The 17,855-nt window shown below is 68.9% G+C and carries 16 protein-coding genes; 10 read left to right on the top strand and 6 right to left on the bottom strand.

Annotated features, from left to right (window positions below):
* The first annotated feature begins 123 nt into the window (after window positions 1-123).
* Together AC1D1G_RS09785 and ggt are read left to right on the top strand one after the other, a co-directional pair.
* Window positions 124-1,689: an FUSC family protein gene (locus AC1D1G_RS09785; RefSeq protein ID WP_477951868.1), complete on the top strand. Its 1,566-nt coding sequence runs from the start codon at window positions 124-126 to the stop codon at window positions 1,687-1,689.
* Window positions 1,690-1,726: 37 nt separating this feature from the next.
* A complete protein-coding gene (gene ggt / locus AC1D1G_RS09780; RefSeq protein ID WP_477951867.1) occupies window positions 1,727-3,697 on the top strand; it encodes a gamma-glutamyltransferase in 1,971 nt (656 codons plus the stop codon).
* 19 nt (window positions 3,698-3,716) lie between these two features.
* Here ggt and AC1D1G_RS09775 read toward each other — a convergent pair whose 3' ends face one another.
* Window positions 3,717-4,727, bottom strand: coding sequence for an LLM class flavin-dependent oxidoreductase (locus AC1D1G_RS09775; RefSeq protein ID WP_283332760.1), 1,011 nt, complete (start codon window positions 4,725-4,727; stop codon window positions 3,717-3,719).
* A gap of 111 nt (window positions 4,728-4,838) precedes the next feature.
* On the opposite strand from AC1D1G_RS09775, the gene AC1D1G_RS09770 reads away from it, so the two are divergent.
* Together AC1D1G_RS09770 and AC1D1G_RS09765 are read left to right on the top strand one after the other, a co-directional pair.
* Complete coding sequence (locus AC1D1G_RS09770) at window positions 4,839-5,030, top strand: hypothetical protein (protein ID WP_009477291.1); 192 nt, start codon at window positions 4,839-4,841, stop codon at window positions 5,028-5,030.
* A 15-nt stretch (window positions 5,031-5,045) separates the two neighbouring features.
* A complete protein-coding gene (locus AC1D1G_RS09765) occupies window positions 5,046-7,430 on the top strand; it encodes a glutamate--cysteine ligase (RefSeq protein WP_477951865.1) in 2,385 nt (794 codons plus the stop codon).
* An 8-nt stretch (window positions 7,431-7,438) separates the two neighbouring features.
* Here the strand turns inward: AC1D1G_RS09765 and AC1D1G_RS09760 are convergent, their stop codons facing one another.
* Window positions 7,439-8,455, bottom strand: coding sequence for an iron-siderophore ABC transporter substrate-binding protein (locus AC1D1G_RS09760; protein ID WP_477951864.1), 1,017 nt, complete (start codon window positions 8,453-8,455; stop codon window positions 7,439-7,441).
* A 458-nt stretch (window positions 8,456-8,913) separates the two neighbouring features.
* Between AC1D1G_RS09760 and AC1D1G_RS09755 the strand changes: the two genes are divergently transcribed.
* Together AC1D1G_RS09755 and AC1D1G_RS09750 are read left to right on the top strand one after the other, a co-directional pair.
* The gene (locus tag AC1D1G_RS09755; protein ID WP_280782976.1) at window positions 8,914-9,213 is read left to right on the top strand and encodes a DUF4193 domain-containing protein; all 300 of its coding nucleotides are present in this window, start codon (window positions 8,914-8,916) and stop codon (window positions 9,211-9,213) included.
* 9 nt (window positions 9,214-9,222) lie between these two features.
* Window positions 9,223-9,657: an SRPBCC family protein gene (locus AC1D1G_RS09750; RefSeq protein ID WP_283332765.1), complete on the top strand. Its 435-nt coding sequence runs from the start codon at window positions 9,223-9,225 to the stop codon at window positions 9,655-9,657.
* A gap of 65 nt (window positions 9,658-9,722) precedes the next feature.
* On the opposite strand, the gene AC1D1G_RS09745 is transcribed toward AC1D1G_RS09750, so the two are convergent.
* The gene (locus AC1D1G_RS09745) at window positions 9,723-11,546 is read right to left on the bottom strand and encodes an NAD(P)-binding domain-containing protein (protein WP_477951862.1); all 1,824 of its coding nucleotides are present in this window, start codon (window positions 11,544-11,546) and stop codon (window positions 9,723-9,725) included.
* Between the two features lie 223 nt (window positions 11,547-11,769).
* Between AC1D1G_RS09745 and AC1D1G_RS09740 the strand changes: the two genes are divergently transcribed.
* Genes AC1D1G_RS09740 through AC1D1G_RS09725 form a run of 4 tightly spaced genes read left to right on the top strand, consistent with a single transcriptional unit; the run spans window position 11,770 to window position 14,551 of the window.
* Window positions 11,770-12,210, top strand: a complete 441-nt coding sequence (locus tag AC1D1G_RS09740; RefSeq protein WP_280782971.1) for a YciI family protein — start codon at window positions 11,770-11,772, stop codon at window positions 12,208-12,210.
* A gap of 5 nt (window positions 12,211-12,215) precedes the next feature.
* Window positions 12,216-13,475 (top strand): RNA polymerase sigma factor, encoded by a 1,260-nt coding sequence (locus tag AC1D1G_RS09735; RefSeq protein ID WP_477951861.1) that lies wholly within the window; start codon window positions 12,216-12,218, stop codon window positions 13,473-13,475.
* Window positions 13,476-13,532: 57 nt separating this feature from the next.
* A complete protein-coding gene (locus tag AC1D1G_RS09730; protein WP_005248604.1) occupies window positions 13,533-13,862 on the top strand; it encodes an ArsR/SmtB family transcription factor in 330 nt (109 codons plus the stop codon).
* On the top strand, window positions 13,862-14,551 hold the full coding sequence (locus tag AC1D1G_RS09725; RefSeq protein ID WP_477951860.1) for a cation diffusion facilitator family transporter: 690 nt from the start codon (window positions 13,862-13,864) through the stop codon (window positions 14,549-14,551). The genes AC1D1G_RS09730 and AC1D1G_RS09725 overlap by 1 nt, the downstream gene beginning before the upstream one ends.
* On the opposite strand, the gene AC1D1G_RS09720 is transcribed toward AC1D1G_RS09725, so the two are convergent.
* Genes AC1D1G_RS09720 through AC1D1G_RS09710 form a run of 3 tightly spaced genes read right to left on the bottom strand, consistent with a single transcriptional unit; the run spans window position 14,518 to window position 17,791 of the window.
* Entirely contained in the window at window positions 14,518-15,549 is a 1,032-nt protein-coding gene (locus AC1D1G_RS09720) for a crotonase/enoyl-CoA hydratase family protein (protein ID WP_280782968.1), read from the bottom strand. The two genes, AC1D1G_RS09725 and AC1D1G_RS09720, sit on opposite strands and share 34 nt — an antisense overlap.
* Window positions 15,546-17,183 carry an acyl-CoA dehydrogenase family protein gene (locus AC1D1G_RS09715; RefSeq protein ID WP_418341066.1) on the bottom strand — a complete coding sequence of 546 codons (1,638 nt, stop codon included), beginning with the start codon at window positions 17,181-17,183 and terminating at the stop codon, window positions 15,546-15,548. The genes AC1D1G_RS09720 and AC1D1G_RS09715 overlap by 4 nt, the downstream gene beginning before the upstream one ends.
* Complete coding sequence (locus AC1D1G_RS09710; RefSeq protein ID WP_009477303.1) at window positions 17,180-17,791, bottom strand: TetR/AcrR family transcriptional regulator; 612 nt, start codon at window positions 17,789-17,791, stop codon at window positions 17,180-17,182. Before AC1D1G_RS09710 ends, AC1D1G_RS09715 begins: the two co-directional genes overlap by 4 nt.
* Window positions 17,792-17,855: the final 64 nt, after the last annotated feature.

Raw genomic sequence — 17,855 nt, 5'->3', positions numbered from 1 at the left:
CGGCACCGCGCAACCACGTGAGATGCACCTCATCGACTGTTTCGAGTGACTCGACCGCTCGTAGTCTGTGTGGTCGTGTCGGTAGGAGCGCAGGATCAGGGAACCGGGTCTCGGGATCACGGTGTGCCGATCCCTGCGCCGGCCCCGGCACGGTCGTTGCTTCTGGGGGTGCCCAAGCAGGGTCGGCGCTGGCCGGGCGTGGTCCGCGCCGGGGTGGCGGTGTGTCTGCCCGCGCTGGCGGGGGTCGCGCTCGGACACTCTGCGGTCGCCGCGACGGCGACTTTGGGAGCTTTCGCCGTCGTCTACGGCGAGGGCAGGGCGTACCGGGTGCGGTGGCGGGTGGTCTCGATCGCCGCCGCCGTGATGGTGCTGCTGGCCGGTGTCGGCGCCGCGGTCGGCGCGTTCGTTCACGACGCGACCGCGGCGGGCGGTTCCGCGCTGTGGGGGATGGCGCTCGTCCTCGCGATGACCGTCGTGGTGGCCGTCTGCGCCTTCGTCGTCGACGGGCTGCGGCTCGGAGCGCCCGGTGCCTTTCTTCCGCTGCTCACGGTGGAGATCTCGTCCGCGCTGCCCGCCCTCGGTGTCTCCGTGGCGGAGGTGACGTCCTGGGCGGCGGCCGGTGCGGTGTCGGCGTTGCTCGTGTCGATGTCGGGGCTGCTCGCGCGTCCACGCACCCCCGAGCGGGCCGCGGTCGCGACCGCGGTCGCCGCGGTCGACGCCGCACTCTCCGGCACGCCCGCACCGAATGCCCGCCGGGACGCGGTGCGGGCGCTGCACGCCGCCTGGCAGTGCCTCCACGACGCCGCCCTCGTCGGCCGTGATCATCCACTGACCCGCACGTTGCGTGCGGCTCACCTGCGGTGCGCGGCCACGGTGCATGGCCTCGACGCGGACCACGCCTCCGACGAAGACGACCTGCGGCCGCAGGTACCGCTGCCCCGGCCGTCGATCCGCTACCGGCTCGCGCGGGCGGCCCATCTCCGGGGCCGGTCCTGGACGATCGTCGCACGACTGCTGGTCGCGTGCCCCGCGGCCGGTCTCCTGGCGCTGGGTCTCGGTGTCGCCCGTCCCGACTGGGCCGTGATCACCGCGGCGATGATCCTGCACCAGGGTCCCGACCGGGTGCTGGGGACGTACCGCGGGCTGCACCGGTTCTTCGGAACGGTGCTCGGACTCGCTCTGCTCGCCGCGCTCGCGACCCTCGACCTGTCGGCGGCCGCTCTGGTCCTCGTCGTCGCGCTCCTGATGGCGGGGACGGAAGCCTTCCTCGTCCGCAACTACGGCCTGGCGATGGTGTTCATCACCCCGCTCGCGTTGGTTCTCGGCGGTCTCGGAACGCACGTGGACCTCGTCGCGGTCACCCGGGACCGGCTTCTCGAGACCGTTCTCGGCGTGGCGGTGGCGCTCCTTGTGCTGTGGACCGTGCTTCCGGGCTCGTACCGGCGGATCCTGCGCGACGCGGACGACCAGGTGGCCGGGACGATCGGGCGGCTCGGCGATGCGCGGGAACCGGATGCCGTCGCGGAACTCTGCCGGGATCTCGAGTTCGATCTGCATGCGTCCACCACCGCCGCGATCACCGCCGCCCACACCGACCCGGCGTGGACCCGCGACCGGTGGCCCGAGCACCACCACCTCCATGAGCTCGGCTACCGAATTCTCACCCGGCACTTCGGACCTCGTCTTTAGCCGGTCGGCACCGGATCCCCGCTGTTAGGGTTCGGTGATGGGTCCTGTGACGGGAATCGGAACGGCAATTCGGGCCTCGTTGGCCGCGGCTCTCTGCGTCGGCATGCTGGCCGCGTGCGCGTCGGACGAGGAACCGCAGAGCGATCCGGCGGCCACGTGTGCGGACGTTCCCAACGGCACCCCGATCGCCAAGGCGCCGCCGCCCCCGGGCCCGGCGCCGACCACCCAGAACCTCGCGACCAACCCCGAGATCGCCACGGTGTACCGCTCCGGGATGGTGCCGGTGAACACCGCGTCGTACGCGGTCTCCACCGCCAATCCCGTGTCGACGCAGGCCGCCTGCGAGGTGTTGCGGGACGGGGGCACGGCCGCCGACGCGCTGATCGTGGCCCAGACCGTTCTCGGGCTCGTCGAACCGCAGTCCTCCGGAATCGGGGGCGGGGCGTTCCTGCTCTATTACGACGCCGGGCAGAAGAGCGTCGAGGCGTACGACGGGCGTGAGGTCGCGCCGATGGCGGCGACGGAGAATTACCTCCGCTGGATCAGCGACACCGACCGCACCGAACCCAAACCCGATGCCCGGGCGAGCGGGCGGTCCATCGGTGTTCCCGGGGTGGTGCGGATGCTCGAGCTGGCGCACCGCGAACACGGCCGGGACGAGTGGCGGGAACTGTTCGACCCGGCCATCTCGCTCGCGGACCAGGGACTCGAGATCAGCCCCCGGATGGCCGGGCAGATCGCCGAGTCCGCACCCGATCTGGCGCTCGACGAGCCGTCGAAGGCATACTTCCTCAACCCGGACGGCAGCCCCAAACCGGCGGGCACGAAGCTGACGAACCCGGCCATGGCCAAGACGCTCGGTGCGATCGCGGCGGGCGGTGCCGACGCCTTCTACACCGGGGCCATCGCCCAGGGCATCGTCGATGCGACGGCGACGGCGTCGGGCGGGCGCACCCCCGGACAGATGACTCTCGACGACCTCGCGAACTACCAGTCGAAGAAACGGACGGCGCTGTGCACGCCGTATCGGGACCACGAGATCTGCGGCATGCCCAACCCGTCGTCCGGCGGCACCGCGGTCGCGGCGTCGCTCGGCATCCTGGAGAACTTCGACCTGTCGGAGTACGGGCCCACGAACCTCGACGACAACGGCGGAAAGCCGACGGCGGAGGCCGTGCATCTCATCTCCGAGGCGGAGCGACTGGCGTACGCCGACCGGGACAAGTACGTCGCGGACTCCGATTTCGTTCCGCTGCCGGGCAATTCCCTCGACACACTGCTGAACGAGGACTACCTGAAGCAGCGGGCCGGCCTCATCGACCCCGGCAAGAGCATGGGCACCGCGCAACCCGGAGACTTCGGTCCGGTCCCGCTCGGTGTGCAGCCGCAGGACAAGGAACACGGCACCAGCCACATCTCGATCGCCGACCGGTACGGCAACGTCGCGTCGATGACGACGACGGTGGAATCGGCATTCGGCTCGTTCCACATGACGGACGGCTTCGTGCTCAACAATCAGCTCACCGACTTCTCGGCCCAGCCCGTCGGACCGGACGGGACGCCGCTCGCCAACCGCGTCGAACCGGGTAAACGACCCCGCAGTTCGATGGCGCCGACGCTCGTCTTCGACCGCGGCAGCGACGGTTCGCTGGGGGACGTCCAGTACGTGACGGGGTCGCCGGGCGGTTCGGTGATCATCCAGTTCGTCGTGAAAACGCTGGTGGGAATGCTGGATTGGGGTCTGAACCCGCAGCAGGCGGTGTCGGCGGTCGACTTCGGGGCCGCCAACACCCCGGTCACCGGCGTCGGTGGGGAGCATCCGAACATCAATGCGGCCAACGACGGCGCCGACGACCCGTTGATCGTGCAGTTGCGGGCGATGGGTCACCAGGTGTCGGTCGCGCCGCAGTCCAGTGGGCTCAGTGCGCTGCAGCGCCAGGACTCGGGGTGGGTCGGCGGCGCGGACCCACGACGGGAGGGCGCGGTGATGGGTGACGGTACGGGTTAACGCACCGCCACCGCAGGAATCACGCCTGCTCGACGAGCGGGGCCACCTTGGTGCCGAGCAGTTCGATCGCGCGCATCACCTTGTCGTGGGGCAGCGGCCCGACGCTGGGGTGCAGCATGAACCGTTCGATGCCCAGGGTGTCGCGCATGCCGACGATCTTCTCGGCCACCTGCTCGGGGTTGCCGAGCACGAGCGAACCGCCGGGTCCGCGCAGACCGTCGAATGCCTGCGGGTTCATCGGTGCCCACCCGCGTTCGCGTCCGAGGCCGGTCATGGCCGCGGCGTACGACGGGTAGAACTCCGACACCGCCCGGTCCTCGGTGTCCGCGACGTAACCGTGCGCGTGGACGGCGATGGGCTGCGGTTCGTGCCCACCCTCCGACACCGCACGGCGGTGCAGGTCGGCCAGCGGTGCGAATCGGGCGGGTTGTCCGCCGATGATCGCGAGCGCCATCGGCAGGCCGAGCAGTCCGGCGCGGGCCACCGACTCGGGATTGCCACCCACCCCGACCCAGATGGGAAGGGGACGTTCGGGCCGTGGGTAGACGGACTGGTCCGTCAGCGCCGCCCGGTGCCGTCCCGACCAGTTCACGGTCTCCGAGTCGCGAAGGGCGAGTAGCAGGCCGAGTTTCTCGACGAACAGCTCGTCGTAGTCGGCCAGGTCGTAACCGAAGAGCGGGAACGATTCGGTGAACGAGCCGCGACCGGCCATCACCTCGGCACGCCCGTCGGAGATCAGGTCGAGGGTGGCGAATTCCTCGAACACCCGCACCGGGTCGTCGGAGCTCAGGACGGTGACCGCGCTGGTCAATGCGATGCGGGACGTCCGGGCGGCGGCGGCCGACAGCACGACCGCGGGTGCCGACGCGGCGAAGTCCGCGCGGTGGTGCTCACCGACGCCGTACACGTCGAGGCCCACCTGCTCGGCGAGGACGACCTCTTCGAGCAGATCCTTCAGGCGCTGCCTCGGGGACACCGCCCCGGTTCCGCCGGAACCGACCTCGGCGAACGTCGTCAACCCGAGTTCCATGCCACCACTCCTCGCGATAGTTGAACCATCAATTAGATGATGTAACTGCGCGGGCGGACGGGATATTCCGTCCGATGATTCAGACCGGGGCGGGCGGGGAACCCGACGACCATGGCGAAATACCGAGTGATCGATCCCCAGGGCAGTGTCGTCGAGACGAAGGAGATCCCGAGCGCCGGTGACGCGCACGCATGGTTCGTCGACGTTCGCGCAGACAATTCCGAACTCGGATGGCGGATGGAAGTCGACGAGGACGGCACCTGGGCGTTCTTCGACGACACCGAGGGTGCCACAGAGAAATAGAAATCGAGGCACATCGTGCTCGCCAGCGACCCACGGAAAGTGGGCGTCGAAGAGGAATTCCACCTCATCGATCGCAAGACCCGGCGCCTGACCACCCGCGCGCCGGAGTTGCTGGCACGACTTCCCGACGGGGTGTTCGTCGACGAACTCCAGCAGTGCGTCGTCGAGGTCAACAGTGGCGTGTACGCCGACCTCGCCGGCCTGCGGAACGACCTGGAGCGGCACCGGAGAGTGCTGATCGACGCGGCCGAGGGGCTCGGCATCGGCGTGGCGGCCGCGGGCTCGATGCCGCTGGCGCTGCCCGCCGAGATGCACGTGACGGGGACGCAGCGTTACCGGCGCATGCTCGCGGACTACCAGGTGCTCGCCCGCGAGCAGCTGATCTGCGGCACGCAGGTTCACGTCGACCTGCCCGACCGCGACGAGGCCGTGCAGGTCGCGCACCGCGTCGCTCCGCACATGCCAGTCCTCCTGGCGCTCAGCGCGAGTTCCCCGTTCCGGTCCGACGGTGCGGACACCGGCTATGCCAGTGCGCGGACCCTGCTGTGGTTGCGCTGGCCGAGCACCGGTCCGGCCGCGCCCGTCTCCTCCGCCGCCGAATACGGCACCCTGATCGACGACCTGGTCGCCAGTGGGGTGATCAGTGACCCCGGTATGGCGTATTTCGACGTCCGGCCGTCGGTGAAACTTCCGACCCTGGAGTTGCGGGTATGCGACAGCTGCCCGCGACTGGACACGGTCGTGCTCGTCACCGCACTGTTCCGTGCGCTCGTGGAACGCGAGGTGGAGGGTTTGCGCGCCGGGACGAAGGGAGTCGAGGTCGTCCCCACCCTGACCAGGGCGGCACTGTGGCGGGCGGCGCGGTCGGGGTTGGAGGAGGACCTCGTCGACGTGACGGTTCCGCAGGCCCGTCCTGCGGCGGAACTCGTCGGCGACTTCGTGAATTCGCTGCGGCCGCAGCTCGAGGAGACCGGCGACTGGGACACCGTGGTGGAGCTGTCCGCCGAGGCCACCGCCCACGGCAGCTCCGCCGCCCGGCAACGTCAGGCGCTCGGTCGCCGTGGCCGGCTCACCGACGTGGTTGATCTGCTGCTCGCGGAGACGGCGGGCCGCTCCGAGCACCTTCCCGAAGTGGAGGCGCCACCCGCGCCGCGCGAGCTCGGCCCGAGGTCGACCGGTGCCGGCCGAACCCGGCGATATTGGAGCGCGCGGTTCTGGGACCGCGGCGACACCGCCGACATGAACTGGACGGAGTCGACGGAGCTCGACGAGAAGAAGCTGATCGAGTGGCGCCGGGATCTGCACGCGCACCCGGAACTGTCGTTCGAGGAACGCAGGACCACCGGCGTCGTGCGCGCCCACCTCGTCGGTCTGGGGCTCGCACCCGTCCTGTTGCCCGGCGGAACCGGCCTGTGGTGCGACGTCGGTCCGGACACGGGCGAATGCATTGCGCTGCGCGCCGACCTCGACGCGCTGCCGATCGCCGAGACGACCGGTCTCCCGTTCGAGTCGCGGGTGCCCGGGGTGTCACACGCGTGCGGCCACGACGCCCACACCACCATGTTGATGGGGGCGGCATCCGTCCTGGCGAAATACCCGCCGCCGTCCCGGGTCCGGCTCGTCTTCCAGCCCGGGGAGGAGACGACCCCCGGCGGCTCGGTCGACACGATCGCCGCGGGCGCACTCGACGGGGTGTCGAAAATCTTTGCACTGCACTGCGATCCGAATCTCGAGGTCGGCAAACTGGCCACCCGGACCGGGCCGATCACGTCGTCCAACGACTCTGTCACGGTGCGGTTGTGGTCGGCGGGGGGACATACGGCGCGACCCCATCTGACCGGCGATCTGATCCACGCTGCGGCCGTCCTGGTGACCGGTCTGTCGTCCGTGCTCGACCGCCGGATCGACGCCCGCACCGCGACCGTCCTCACCTGGGGGAAGGTGGCCGCCGGGCAGGTCGCGAACTCCGTTCCCGAGTCGGGTGAACTGGTCGGCACCCTGCGCAGCGCGTCCCGCGAGACGTGGGCCTCGCTCGAACCGCTGGTCACGGACACGATCGGTCACCTGCTCGCGCCGTACAACGTGCGGTACGAACTCTCCTATCTGCAGGGCGTCCCGCCCGTCGTCAACGATCCCGACTGCACCGCCGACCTACGGGAGGCGATCGAATCGGTCGTCGGCTTCGACCACCTGGCCGAGGCCCATCAGTCCAGCGGCGGCGAGGATTTCGCGTGGTACCTGGAGAAGGTTCCGGGCGCGATGGCCAGACTCGGCGTGTGGGACGGGACCGGCACCCGGCAGGAACTTCACCAGCCGGGTTTCAACCTCGACGAGCGCGCCATGATTCACGGGGTCCGAACGCTGGTGGCGCTCACCCGGCTCGAAGACCAGTCCGGGTGAGCGCGGCGTCAGGCCGGTTTGGCGGCGGCCTCCGCCAGTTTCGGCACGAGTGCCTCGACGGCGTACGGGAGGCTGAGGACGGTGCCCCAGGTGAGCGCGCCGGAGACGGTGGGGTCGTCGACGAACACGGCCCGCCCCGCCTTCGCCACCGGTAGCGACTGATAGACGGGGTCGGCGGTGATCTTCGCTTCGGCGCCGGGACTGCTGCCCACGTTCCAGACGAGGACGTCGACGTCGACGATGTCGAACTGCTCCTTGCTGATGGTGAACGCATCCTGATCGCCTGCGAGTTGCGCGATCCGCTCCGGGACGACGAACCCGAGCGACGTCATCAGGCGTGAACGCGGGTCGTTCGGGGAGCGGACGTAGAACGTGCCGGAGTCGCCCAGTTCGGCGACCGCGACCGTCTTGCCCTCGAACTCGGGGTGGGCGGCGCGTTGCTGCGCCACCAGGTCGTCCACGCCGGCGACGAGGTGGTTCGCCTTCTCGTCCTCGCCGAGGGCGGTGCCGACGATCCGGACGGCGTCCTGCCACGGCATGCCGAAATCGGGGTAGTCCGGCGACGTCGTCACGGTGGGCGCGATGGCCGAGAGTCGTTGATACGCGTCGTCGTCGACGTCGATGTACAGCGCGAGGATCAGGTCGGGATCGAGTTTCGCGATGGCCTCGTACGCGAAATTGGCCTCACCGGTGAACTGTCCGCGGTTGAAGACCTCGGGGTGCGTCCCGCTCAGCGCGTCCTGGGCCCAGGGCCAGGTGGCGTCCGGGTAGTCGCCGTACCAGTCGGTGACGCCGACCGGCTGACGTCCGAACGCGAGGAGTGTGTCCTGGTCGGAGTAGCCGACCGTGACGATGCGCTGAGGGTTGCCCGGGACTTCGGTCGTTCCCTTCTTGTGCGTCACCGTCCGGGTGCCGCCTTCGGTGTCTGCTGCGGTTCCCGAGGAACACGCTGCGGCGACGACGGCAAGGCCGACCCCGGCGCTCACGCTCAGGAACTTGCGACGGTTGAGCGTTCGCATCCACATACCTCCCTGTAGGTGAGGCTAACCTACAGTGAGTGGTCCCGGCCGTGCATCTGCGGCGGAAACGGCGGAGTCGGCTCGGGAATCGGGGGCTGCGGAGGTCCCGGAGGTTCCGGCGGCCCCGGTTGCGGCCCGGGCTCGGGAGGTGCAGGTTCCGGCCCCGGCTCGGGCGGAAACGGGTGAGGCGGCGACGGCGTCGGTGGGACGGGCGGAGGGCTCGGATCCGGCGGCACCGGCTCCGGATCCGGCACGGGATTGCCGAGCTCGTCGTGGGCACTCGTCATCAACTGACCACCTTCCGATCGGCTGATTGAGTGGTACCCGGAACGGGCATCCCGCAATCACGCGGTGAGCTGTGGCCGCCCGGGAACAAAACGCGGGATCGGTGCGTTGTCTAGCAACCGTGCCCCGCAAGTGTGGAATTTCACGACACGGGGAACATGAGCCAAAGGGAGGAAGTCATGGCAACCGACTACGACGCACCACGGGTTACCGTCGACGACGAACTCGCCGCGGACTCGCTCGAAGAACTGAAGACACGGAGGAACGACTCGCAGTCGTCCGTCGTCGACGTCGAGGAGACCGACACGGCGGAGTCCTTCGAACTGCCCGGCGCCGACCTGTCCGGTGAGGAACTCACTGTCCGCGTCGTTCCGAAGAGGGCCGACGAATTCACTTGCAGTAGTTGCTTCCTGGTCCATCATCGGTCGCGTCTCGCGTCCGAAGAGGGTGGACAGCTGATCTGCCGCGACTGCGTATAGGAGGCCCGAGTGGCCGAGGTCAGTAGAACGTTCACCGTCGCCGCACCGCTCGAGAAAGTCGTCGCGTACCTGCGCGACTTCGCGAACACCGAGGCCTGGGATCCCGGGACCGACACGTGCGAGCAGACCACCCCCGGTCCGGTGGCGGTGGGCACGGAATGGCACAACGTGTCGTCGTTCTTCGGCCGCACCACCGAACTCACCTACCGCATGACCCGCGACGACCCCGATCACGTCGTCTTCGAGGGTCGCAACGGCACCGCAGCCACGTCGGACGATCTGGCGTTCGAGAAGGTGGACGACGCCTCCACGTCGATCACCTACCGCGCCCACCTCGAATTCACCGGCCTGGCGCGATTCGCCGACCCCGTCGCCCGCCTCGCATTCGAGGTGCTCGCGGCCAAAACCGTCAAGCAGATGACCGGGGTCCTCGAAGCGAGGTAAGCGTATTCACGATTCAACAGCGCCCTCACTCGACGAGTGAGGGCGCCGCTGCATATCAGGGCCGATCAGCTGAGGTGATGCACCTCCTGCAGCCCGTACACCGGTGTCGGGATCTCCTCGTGCCGGGCCTTGAGCTGCAGAGCGAGGTACAGCGAGTAATGCCGCGACTGGTGCAGGTTGCCGCCGTGGAACCACAGCGCTTCCTGCTGCGTCGGCTTCCACATGTTGCGCTGCTCGCCCTCCCATGGTCCGGGGTCCTTGGTGGTGTCCGAGCCGAGGCCCCAGCACTTTCCGACCTTGTCGGCCACTTCCTGACCCATGAGGTCGGCGGCCCACCCGTTCATGGACCCGTAGCCGGTGGCGTAGACGACGAGGTCGGCAGGCAATTCCGTCCCGTCGGTGAGAACCACGGCGTCCTCGGTGAGGTGGTCGACCTGCCCGGACACGAGGTGGATGCTGCCGTCTGCGACGAGTTCGGACKCGCCGACGTCGATGTAGTAGCCGGATCCGCGGCGCAGGTACTTCATGAACAGACCGGAGCCGTCGTCACCGAAATCGAGCTTGAATCCGGCCTTTTCCAGGCGGTCGTAGAAGTCCCTGTCCCGTTCGGCGACCTTCTGATAGATCGGGATCTGGAACTCGTGCATGATCTTGTACGGCAGCGACGCGAACGTGAGGTCGGCCTTCTCCGTCGTCATGCCCGCCGCAACCGCGCGCTCCGAGTAGAGGTCGCCGAGGCCGAGGTCCATCAGCGAGTCCGACTTCACGATGTGGGTGGACGACCGCTGCAGCATCGTCACGTCGGCGCCGTTCTCGAACAGCGCCTTGCAGATGTCGTGAGCCGAGTTGTTGGCACCCACGACGACGACGCGCTTGCCCACGTAGGCATCCGGACCGGGGTGCCGGCTCGAATGGTGCTGCTCGCCCCGGAAGACGTCCTGGCCCGGGAACGACGGAACATTCGGCTTGCCCGACATGCCGGTCGCGAGCACCAGCTGCTTCGGGTGGAGCACCACGTCCTCGCCGTCGCGGTCGAGGACGACGGTCCACTCCTTGGTCTCCTCGTCGAACGTCGCGGACGTGCAGGTGGTGGACGACCAGTACGGAATCTCCATCACCTTGGTGTACATCTCCAGCCAGTCGCCGATCTTGTCCTTCGGCGCGAAGACCGGCCAGTTGTCCGGGAACGGCATGTAGGGCAGGTGGTCGTACCAGACCGGGTCATGCAGGCACAGCGACTTGTACCGGTTGCGCCACTGGTCGCCGGGGCGTTCGTTCTTGTCCACGACGATGGCCGGGACACCGAGTTGGCGCAGCCGCGCGCCGAGCGCGATGCCGCCCTGGCCGCCGCCGATCACCAGAACGTACGGCTGGCGGGTGTAGCCGAGTTCCCGCTCCTCGATTTCCCGCTTCTCCGCCCAGCTCAGGGTGTCGCCGCCGGAGCCGTGGACAGCACCCTTGACGCGGTTCCGTCCACGGCGTTCCTCGTGGCCCTTCAACTCCTGCATGGTGGTGAGGAAGGTCCACGCCTCGTCGCCCTTCAGGCGCAGGTGTCCCTTGCCCCGGCCCGTCGCGGTCTCGAACTCGATCCATGCCGAGGTGACGCCGTCGGCCTCGTCCGGTGTCTCGGTGGTGCGGAAGTTGACGGGGTCGGTGTCGTCCAGGCGTGCGTGGAGCATCGCGGCGACGGCGTCGCGTCCCTCGACCGTCTTGAGGTTCCAGGTGAACGCCACCAGGTCGCGCCAGAAGCTGTCGACTGCGAACATGCCCGCGGCGCGGTCGACGTCACGCGCGGCGAGAGCGGATTCGAAGCTCGCCAACCACAGGTCGACTCGTTCCTGAGGTGTCAGGGACGTCTGCACCGCAGTCGGCTGAACCGTCTGTGTCATGTACCTCTCCTTCGCTTGGTATGTGACATACAGCACACTCCGGAGTGGGGCGAGCGGCAAGCGTTGCATCGTGTTGCAGTCCCCGCCCGTGAGTACTTGTTAACCGCGGGCGGTTGATAAGTACTCACGGGGCGCGAATGTCGAAATTGGGGGTAGCCCGTTCGACGTACTGTGTGAGTCCACGGCACGAAGGCCGGGACCGACCACAATCGAGGAGGAAATCATGCGAGTCATGGTGATGATCGAGGGTGCAGGTGCCGACGAAGACAAGATCGCCCCGACCGAGGAAATGCTGGCGGCGATGGGTGCGTACAACGAGGAATTGGTGAACGCGGGCATCATGCTCGACGGTCAGGGTCTGAAGCCGACCAGCGCCGGCGCGCGGGTGGTGTTCGAGGGCGGCACGACGTCGGTGGTCGACGGCCCGTTCACCGAGTCGAAGGAGATCATCGCGGGCTACTGGATCTGGGAGGTGCGATCCCTCGAGGAGGCGATCGAGTGGGTCAAGAAGTGCCCCGCCGACCCCGGCACCGGACTGCGCCAGCTGATCGAGGTGCGGCCGATCTTCGAGTCGGAGGATTTCGGTGACGAGTTCACGCCGGAACTGCGGGAGAAGGAAGCCGCACTGGCGGAGCGGATCCGTGAGCAGCACCCGAACGGCTGAGTTCGGTGGACGTCCAGCGCACGGTCGAGGCGGTGTGGCGCATGGAGTCGCCACGCCTCATCGCGTCGCTCACCCGCCTCGTCCGTGACGTCGGGATCGCCGAGGAGATCGCTCAGGATGCGTTCGTGCTCGCGCTCGAACAGTGGCCGGAGCAGGGCGTTCCCGACAAACCGGGTGCGTGGCTGACGGCCACGGCCAAGCACAAGGCGATCGACCGCATTCGCCGTGAACGGTCGCGGCAGTCGAAGTACACGGAGATCGCCGTCGACCCGTCCGCGCAACCGCCGAGCGCCATGCCGGCGCCGGACGCCGTCGACGGCGTGGAGGATGACCTGCTGGCTCTGGTCTTCGTCGCGTGTCATCCCGTGCTTCCCCGGGAATCGCGGGTGGCGTTGACCCTTCGCCTGGTCGGGGGTCTGCGCACCGACGAGATCGCGCGGGCGTTCCTCGTCCCCTCGGCGACGATGGGGCAGCGGATCAGCAGGGCCAAGCGGACGCTGTCGGAGGCGAAGGTGCCGTTCGAAGTGCCTGCACGCGAGGAACTTCCGGCACGGTTGGCGGCGGTGCTCGAGGTGGTCTATCTGGTGTTCAACGAGGGGTACTCCGCCACGTCGGGCGAGGACTGGATTCGGCGTGACCTCGCGTCGGAGGCGATGCGGCTCGCCCGTGTCCTCGCCGGCCTGCTGCCGCGGGAACCGGAGGTGCACGGACTGGTGGCGCTCACCGAGTTGCAGGCTTCACGGTTCGCCGCCCGGGTGGGCGTCGACGGTGAGCCAGTCCTGCTGCAGGATCAGGACCGGTCGCGGTGGGACCGAACCCTTCTGACGCACGGCAATGCCGCGCTGGAGCGGGCTGTCGGGCTCGGCCGCCCGCTGGGCCCCTATTCGTTGCAGGCCGCGATCGCCGGGTGTCATGCCAGGGCGCCACGTTTCGAGGACACCGATTGGGAGGCGATCGTCGCCCTGTACGACGCGCTGGCGCAGGTGGCGCCGTCGCCGGTGGTGGAACTCAATCGTGCGGTGGCGTTGCTGCATTCGGACGGGCCCGAGGCCGCGCTCGCTGCGCTCGATGCCGTGCGGGACGACCCTCGGCTGGCGCGCCTGCACCTCTACGGCGCCGTGCGGGGCGAAGTCCTCGAACGCCTCGGCCGCTACGGCGAGGCGGCCCGGACCCTCGAGGACGCCGCGGCGACCGCACCGACGCGCCGTGAACGGAACCTCCTCATGGCCCGCGCCGCCGCCGCGTCGGAGCAGGCCGAACCGTGAGTCTCCACCATTGATTCACGATTTCCTGAATACAGAAATCGCTGTACAGTAAGAATTATGGAGACGCTGGTCCACCGGGACGCCCTCGCGCGTTTCGGATACGCGCTGTCGGACACCACCCGCACGCAGATTCTGCTGAGCCTGCGGTCCGGGCCCGGGTATCCATCGGAGTTGGCCGAGAAGATCGGGGTATCCCGGCAGATCCTGTCGAATCATCTGTCGTGCCTGCGTGGGTGCGGTCTGGTCGTCGCGGTGCCGGAGGGTCGGCGGAGCCGGTACGAACTCGCCGACCCGCGGATCGCACGTGCCCTCGACGACCTGCTCGGCCTGGTGCTCGCGGTCGATCCGTCCTGCTGCCCGGACGCGGAGACCGAAGGCTGCTGCTGATGGCGTCCGAACTCGGCATGCCCACCAGACCGTCCGGCGAACGCAGGCAGGTCCTGTCCCGCCGGATCCGGTTCTTCGTGGCCGCGACGATCTCCTACAACGTGATCGAAGCGATCGTGGCACTCACCGAGGGCGCACGGGTGTCGTCGACGGCGTTGATCGGGTTCGGCCTGGATTCGGTGATCGAGGTGTCGTCGGCGGCCGCGGTCGCCTGGCAGTTCGCGGGACGCGATCCCGAGTCGCGGGAGAAGGTCGCGCTCCGAGTCATCGCGTTCTCGTTCTTCGGGCTCGCCGCGTACGTGAGCGTCGACGCGGTGCGGTCACTGCTGGGAGTCGGCGAAGCGCAGCACTCGACGGTCGGAATCGTACTGGCCGCAGCAAGTCTGGCCGTGATGCCGGTCCTGTCCTGGGCGCAGCGCCGGGCCGGTCGTGAACTCGGTTCCCTGTCGGCGGTCGCCGATTCCAAACAGACGCTGCTGTGCACGTACCTGTCCGCGGTGCTGCTCGTCGGGTTGCTGCTCAACAGCACCCTCGGCTGGTCGTGGGCCGATCCGATCGCCGCCCTGGTGATTGCGGTCATCGCCGTCAAGGAAGGCGTCGACGCGTGGAAGGGCGACACCTGCTGCCCTGCGCCGGTCGGTGGTCGCGCGGTCGATCAGGATCCAGGTTGCGACTGCTGCGACTTGTGATCGCCGAACGGCTCGTCGCGTTCGCGGACGGCCTCACGGAATCCGGCGGTGGCCGAGCGTAATTGGAACGCGTACCCCTCGCGGGTGTGCCGGGACATGCCGTCGAAGACGGTGCTCACCATCGTCGAGTTGGCGACGCCCTGCGCCAGTAGCGCGCTGTTCAGTGCGAGTTTCACCATCATCAGCTGATTGACGGGCATCCTCGCGATCCGCTCGACGAGGTCCTCGGTGCGGCGGTCGAGTTCCTCCGCGGGCGCCGACTCCACCGCCAGACCCCACTCCGCCGCCTGCCGCCCCGTGATGCAGTCGCCGGTGAGGAGGAGTCGCTTCGCCCGCTGGTCGCCGAGGCGGTGCGCCCACATTCCCGCAGCAGGCACACCCCATACCCGGGTCGGCGGATAGCCGATCTTCGTGTCGTCCGCGGCGACGATCTGGTCGCAATACAGCGCGATGTCGGTGCCGCCGGCCACGCAGAATCCGTGGATCTTCGCGACCGTCGGCTTGTTCGCGTGGAGCAGGCTCGCGAAACCGCGGTTGAACCGGCTCATCATCGCGTAGTCGGCCATCGGATCCCAGTTGCCGAACGGATTGTGGTTGCGCGCCTGAACGATCGGATCGAGCACGGTGCCCGTCGTGCGGTCCGGTTCCTCGTCGGTGTGGCCGCCGTTCTCGGCGAAGATGCCCAGGTCGTATCCGCCGCAGAATCCCTTCCCGCGCCCCGACAGCAGGATCACGTGGACGCGGGGATCGAGGTCGGCGCGTTCCACGGTGGCGGCGAGTTCGACAGGAGTGTCGGCGGTGATCGCGTTGCCGTGGTCGGGACGGTTGAACGTGATCCGGGCAATCCGCCCGGTCACCTCGTAGGTGAGGGTTCGATACTCCGCCGCGTCGTCCGCCCGGTCCGGTTCACGACCCGCGAACAGGGAGTCGCCGCCCTCGTCCCAGCCGTCGCGCCAGGCCGCCGGACGGGTGCCGGCGTGGTCGTCGCGGCCGGTCACGACCCCACCTTGGGAGTGGCGCGGTCGATGATGGCGGCGGTGTCGACGCCGGCCGGCAGCGTCCCGAACACGGTGCCCCAGTCGCCGGACAGCCGGCTGACGCAGAACGCGTCGGCCACCGCCGGGTGTCCGTGGCGGATCAGCAGCGACCCCTGGAGGGCGAGCGCCATGTCGCCGACGATGCGCCTGGCCCGGTGCTCGAGCGTGTCGAGATCGCCGAAACTCGCCTTCAGATCCGCGACGGCGGTGTCGAGTCGCGTGTCGGCTCCCGCGGTGGAATCGAGTTCGTCGAAGAAGACCTGAAGCGTCTCCGGCTGTTTCGCCATCGCACGCAGAGTGTCGAGGGCGGCGACGTTGCCGGATCCCTCCCACACCGACAGCAGGGGAGCCTCCCGGTACAACCGCGGCATGCGCGATTCCTCCACATACCCGTTGCCGCCCAGGCATTCCAGGGCCTCGGCGGCGTGGATCGGGCCGCGCTTGCAGACGAAGTACTTGCTGACCGCCAGCGAGATGCGACGCAGGGTGTTCGCGTGCTCGTCGCCGGCGGTCGCCCGGTCGGTGAGCGCGGCCAGCCACAGGGCGACGGTCGTGGCCGCCTCCGACTCGACGGCGAGGTCGGCGAGCACGTTCCGCATCAGCGGCTGATCCACCAGGTGGGCGCCGAATGCGCTGCGGTGCACGGCGTGGTGCGCGGCCTGCGCGGTGCCGACACGCATGCCGGTGGCGGTGCCGATGGTGCAGTCGAGCCGGGTCATGTTGACCATCTCGATGATCGTCGGAACGCCGCGGCCTTCCTCGCCGACCAGCCAGGCCACCGCCTCGTCGTACTCGACCTCGCTGCTGGCGTTGGAATGGTTGCCGAGCTTGTCCTTGAGGCGCTGCAGGTGCATCCGGTTGCGGGTGCCGTCCGGCAGCACCCGGGGGAGGAAGAAACACGACAGTCCGCCGGGGGCCTGCGCCAGCACGAGGAACACGTCGGACATCGGCGCTGACGTGAACCACTTGTGGCCGGTCAGGAGGTAACTGCCGTCGGACTGCGGCACCGCGCGGGTGGTGCCCGCGCGGACGTCGGAGCCGCCCTGCTTCTCCGTCATCGACATCCCGGCGATCAGTCCGGCTTTGGTCAGCGGTGGGTGCAGCGCCGGATCGTAGACCCGGGCGGTGAGCAGCGGTTCGTACTGTTCCGCCAGCTCACGGTGGTGGCGCAGGGCGGGGACGACGGCGTACGTCATGGAGATCGGGCAACCGTGTCCGGCGTCGACCTGGCCCCAGACGGCCATCTTCGCGGCCCGGACCAGGTGGGCGCGCGGGTGCGGGTCGGCCCACGGTGCGCCGTGCAGGCCCATCTCGACGGCGGTGGTCATCAGCTGGTGGTACGCGGGGTCGTACTCCACCTCGTCGATGCGGTTGCCGTAGCGGTCGTGGGTGCGCAGGACGGGAGGGTGCGCCTCGGCGAGATCACCCCAGCGCTGGGCATCCTCGCTTCCGGCGAGGCGTCCGACGTCGTGCAGTTCCTCGAGCGCGTCGTGGGCGCCTTCGCGTTGCAGCGCTTCGAGGATCGGTGGGTAATCGGCCGCGTCGAAATCGACCAGTGGCGGCGCCTGGTTGACGACCTCGTGTGTGGCACTCATGTCGGGCTCCCGAGGGATCGAAGGGTGAAGGTGAGCAGGGCGGGGATGATCGCGCCGTCGGCGGCACCGCGGGCGAGGGGCAGAATCAGCGCTTCGCCGATGGCGCCGACGATGCAGGCTGCGGTCACCGACGCGTCCTGTTCCGGGATCTCCCCGGCCTCGACGGCGGCGGCGATCGCGACCGCGAGGGCGTCGCGGAAGGACTCGCGGAACAGGAGGCGTTCGGTGTCGACCTGCGGGTCGACAGGTTCGACGAGTAGCGCGTACGCCAGGGTGGGTGCGCGCAGCGCGCGTTCGGCGAACGTGCCGACGGAGGCGGATACCGCAGCGACGCAGCGACCCTCGGCGCCGCGGGCGGCGTTGCCGGATTCGACGGCGGCGCTCACCTCGCGGCTGCAGACGATGCGGAAGACTTCCGCGAACAGTTCGCCCTTGTTCGCGAAGTGCCGGTAGACGGTGCCGGTGCCGACCCCCGCCTCGGCCGCGACCGCGGAGATCGAGCACCCGGCGTATCCGTGGCGGGCGATCAGCCCGATCGCGGAATCGATGAGGGTGGTGCGGAGAGCGTCCAGACGTTCCTGGACGGCGGGTGTGCGCCGGTAGGCCATATCCAAGGAGTGAACACCCGTTCCGTTCTTCCGTCAAGGGTGCTAGCGTCGGCTACACCAGCGA

The sequence above is a fragment of the Rhodococcus sp. P3_B8 genome (genome assembly GCF_056402775.1).
This window is presented reverse-complemented; position numbering and strand designations above follow the sequence as displayed.